Origin of the sequence: Streptomyces sp. SID14478 (assembly GCF_010548525.1) — a bacterium.
Taxonomy (GTDB): Bacteria; Actinomycetota; Actinomycetes; order Streptomycetales; family Streptomycetaceae; genus Streptomyces.
In genome coordinates this window covers 1-3769 of sequence record NZ_JAAGMG010000352.1, presented here as the reverse complement: position 1 = coordinate 3769, position 3769 = coordinate 1, and the positions used below count along the sequence as shown (strand labels likewise).

Annotated in this window: 3 protein-coding genes and 1 pseudogene; 2 read left to right on the top strand and 2 right to left on the bottom strand. The window is 69.7% G+C overall.

Annotated elements, in window-relative coordinates; all coding sequences use genetic code 11:
• Nucleotides 1–677 (top strand): annotated as a pseudogene (locus G3I40_RS11665) (phospholipase C, phosphocholine-specific); the annotation flags it as partial.
• A gap of 50 nt (nucleotides 678–727) precedes the next feature.
• Nucleotides 728–1315: a TerD family protein gene (locus tag G3I40_RS11660; RefSeq protein ID WP_164302093.1), complete on the top strand. Its 588-nt coding sequence runs from the start codon at nucleotides 728–730 to the stop codon at nucleotides 1313–1315.
• Nucleotides 1316–1390: 75 nt separating this feature from the next.
• On the opposite strand, the gene G3I40_RS11655 is transcribed toward G3I40_RS11660, so the two are convergent.
• Both G3I40_RS11655 and G3I40_RS11650 read right to left on the bottom strand, forming a co-directional pair.
• Nucleotides 1391–3343, bottom strand: a complete 1953-nt coding sequence (locus tag G3I40_RS11655) for a TIGR03960 family B12-binding radical SAM protein (RefSeq protein WP_164302092.1) — start codon at nucleotides 3341–3343, stop codon at nucleotides 1391–1393.
• 84 nt (nucleotides 3344–3427) lie between these two features.
• Nucleotides 3428–3769: CHAD domain-containing protein (locus G3I40_RS11650; RefSeq protein WP_164302091.1), on the bottom strand; the 342-nt coding region annotated here is incomplete at its 5' end.

The window sequence follows — 3769 nt, the reverse complement described above, 5'->3', positions numbered from 1 at the left end:
GGCGGTTCGTGCTGGCCGACGGCGAGGTGAGCGCCCGCACCGCGCCCGCCATGACGGGCCATCTCCTCGACGAGGACTTCGAGTCGCTCGCGGGCGCCCTCACCCCGCTCGACGGCGTCCCGGGCTGGACGGCGACCGCCCCCGCGGGCTGGTCCGTCGTCAACGCCCCCGGCATGCCGCAGGGCACCGCCCGCCTCCAGGGCTGGACCTTCCACACGAAGCGGGCCTGGGCCCCGGCCGGGCAGGACCGCGGGAACTTCTCCCGCGCGCTCGGCGTCCTCGCGGTCGCCGACCCGGACGACTGGGACGACACGGGATCGCCGTCCGCGAAGGGCACGTTCGACTCCACGCTCGTCTCCCCCGCCGTCGCCCTGCCCCCGGGCGCGCGGAAGCTGTACGTCTCCTTCGACTCCCACTACCGCCAGGAAGCCCCGCAGAAGGCGTCGGTCAGTGCGTCGTTCGACACAGGCGAGGAGGTGCGGCTGCTGTTCTACAGCGGCGACGCGACCGGGAACGACAATGCGGGCCACGACGTCGAGAACACGTACGTGGCAAAGGAGTTGACTCCGCCCACCGGTGCCACGAAGGTCACTCTGAAGTTCCGCATGTACGACGCGGGCAACAACTGGTTCTGGGCTGTGGATCACGTACGCGTGGACGAAAACCCCCTCGTATAGGCACACTTTGCGCAGCACAGCCCAGTAGCCACCCAGAGGGGGATCCACGCATGATCACGCTCACGAAGGAAGACGGCCCGGCGGACCTGGACGGAGTGACGCACCTGTCCATCGGGGTGTCCTGGGACCCGACCTCCGGGGCGAGCGGCGGCGTCCTCGGCGCGCTGCGCCGCAAGCAGGGCACCGACCTCGACCTGATCGCCATCGCGATGCAGGGCGGGGACCCGGTGCGGCTGGCGGGTCTCGACTCGCTCGACCCGTTGGCCAACGGCTCCCTGGTGCACAGCGGCGACAACCAGACGGGCAAGGGCGACGGCGACGACGAGACGGTCACCGTCGAGTTCTCGCGCATCCCGCAGAACATCACGTCGATCGTGTTCATCGCGGCCGCGTTCAAGAAGGGCAGTTCGTTCACGAAGGCCCGCAACGTCAGCATCAAGGTGTACGACGCCACCGGCGGCAGCACCCAGCAGGTCGCCGACATCTGGCCGAGCATGCTCACGACCGACAACGGCTGCGCGGTGGCCAAGGCGGTACGCGCCCAGGGCAACGCCTGGAAGCTGGAGGTCATCAACACGACGGGCAAGATCAAGCAGGGTGACGAGCACGCCCTGATGAGGTTCGCCGTCAGCAAGTAGCCGGACGCAGCAGTCGGGCACGGGAGAAGGGGCGGCCGGTGTGCACCGGCCGCCCCTTCTCCCGTACCCGTGCGCCTACTTGACGACCGTCAGCGGCAGCAGCTTCTTGCCGGTCGGGCCGATCTGGATGCTCGTGTCCATCGCCGGGCAGACGCCGCAGTCGAAGCACGGCGTCCAGCGGCAGTCCTCGACCTCGGTCTCGTCGAGCGAGTCCTGCCAGTCCTCCCAGAGCCAGTCCTTGTCGAGACCGGAGTCCAGGTGGTCCCAGGGCAGGACCTCCTCGTACGTACGCTCACGCGTCGTGTACCAGTCGACGTCCACGCCGTGCGCGGGCAGCGTCTTGGCGGCGCACTCCATCCAGCGGTCGTAGCTGAAGTGCTCGCGCCAGCCGTCGAAGCGGCCGCCGTCCTCGTAGACGGCGCGGATGACGTCGCCGATGCGACGGTCACCGCGCGAGAGCAGGCCCTCGACGATGCCGGGCTTGCCGTCGTGGTAGCGGAAGCCGATGGAGCGGCCGTACTTCTTGTCGCCGCGGATCTTGTCGCGCAGCTTGGTCAGCCGCGCGTCCGTCTCCTCGGCCGACAGCTGCGGCGCCCACTGGAACGGCGTGTGCGGCTTGGGCACGAAGCCGCCGATCGAGACGGTGCAGCGGATGTCGTTGCCCGCGACCTCGCGGCCCTTCTGGATCACGCTCGTCGCCATGTCGGCGATCTGCAGGACGTCCTCGTCGGTCTCGGTGGGCAGGCCGCACATGAAGTACAGCTTCACCTGCCGCCAGCCGTTGCCGTACGCGGTCGCGACGGTCCGGATGAGGTCCTCTTCGCTGACCATCTTGTTGATGACCTTGCGCATGCGCTCACTGCCGCCCTCGGGGGCGAAGGTGAGGCCCGAGCGGCGGCCGTTGCGGGTCAGCTCGTTGGCGAGGTCGACGTTGAAGGCGTCCACGCGGGTCGAGGGGAGGGACAGGCCGATCTTGTCCTCCTCGTACCGGTCCGCGAGGCCCTTGGCCACGTCGCCGATCTCGGAGTGGTCCGCGGACGACAGCGACAGCAGGCCGACCTCCTCGAAGCCGGTCGCCTTGAGGCCCTTCTCCACCATGTCGCCGATGCCGGTGATGCTCCGCTCCCGCACGGGGCGCGTGATCATGCCGGCCTGGCAGAAACGGCAGCCGCGGGTGCAGCCGCGGAAGATCTCGACGGACATGCGCTCGTGCACCGTCTCGGCGAGCGGCACGAGCGGCTGCTTGGGGTAGGGCCATTCGTCGAGGTCCATGACGGTGTGCTTGGACACGCGCCACGGCACGCCCGACTTGTTCGGTACGACGCGGCCGATGCGCCCGTCGGGCAGGTACTCGACGTCGTAGAACGCGGGGATGTAGACGTTCCCCGTCCGCGCGAGGCGGAAGAGGACCTCCTCGCGCCCGCCCGGACGGCCCTCGGCCTTCCAGGCGCGGATGATCTCGGTCATGTCGAGCACGGCCTGCTCGCCGTCACCGATGATCGCGGCGTCGATGAAGTCGGCGATCGGCTCCGGGTTGAAGGCCGCGTGGCCGCCCGCGAGGACGATCGGGTCCTCCAGCGTGCGGTCCTTGGACTCCAGCGGGATGCCGGCCAGGTCGAGCGCGGTCAGCATGTTCGTGTAGCCGAGCTCGGTGGAGAAGGAGAGCCCGAACACGTCGAACGCCTTCACCGGCCGGTGCGAGTCGACCGTGAACTGAGGCACCTTGTGCTCGCGCATCAGCTCTTCGAGGTCCGGCCACACGCTGTAGGTGCGCTCGGCGAGAACGCCCTCGCGCTCGTTCAGGACCTCGTAGAGGATCATGACGCCCTGGTTGGGCAGTCCGACCTCGTACGCGTCCGGGTACATCAGCGCCCAGCGGACGTCGGAGGACTCCCACGGCTTCACCGTGGAGTTGAGTTCACCGCCGACGTACTGGATCGGCTTCTGCACGTGCGGGAGCAGCGCTTCGAGCTGCGGAAACACAGACTCGACCACTTCGGGCGCCGCGGCGGCGGCATCGGCAGGCATAACCGTGGACCTTTGTGAGCTGACAAGGGGGACCCTCAAGCCTAACCCGCCGACGGCCCGCCGCTCACCGGACCGGGATCCCGGCTAGAACCCCGCCTTCGCGGCCGCGGCCCAGACCCGCGGCAGTTCCCGCTCGCTGTCGGCCCCGGCGGCCTGCTCCTGCCCGTGCAGCAGGCCCCAGGTGAACGCGGTCTCCCCCGCCGCATGCGCCTGGATCCCGATCCCGCGCAGGGCCTCGCGGGCGACGACGGAGTCCTGGTGCTCGCCGAGCAGCGACTGCACGCGCTTCATGCGCTTGGCGAACTTCTTGGCCGGCTTGCCGAGCGCGGGCCGGGCGGCCTCACCGGCGTACCGGGCGCGCTTGGCGGCCTTGCGGGCCTCGTGCAGGGCCAGGTCCCGCTCGGTGCCCGGCGCCAGGGCCAGCGC

Coding starts and splice junctions, on each gene's coding strand:
- G3I40_RS11660 (WP_164302093.1), top strand. CDS start 728: ATGATCACGCTCACGAAGGAAGACGGCCCGGCGGACCTGGACGGAGTG.
- G3I40_RS11655 (WP_164302092.1), bottom strand. CDS start 3,343: ATGCCTGCCGATGCCGCCGCCGCGGCGCCCGAAGTGGTCGAGTCTGTG.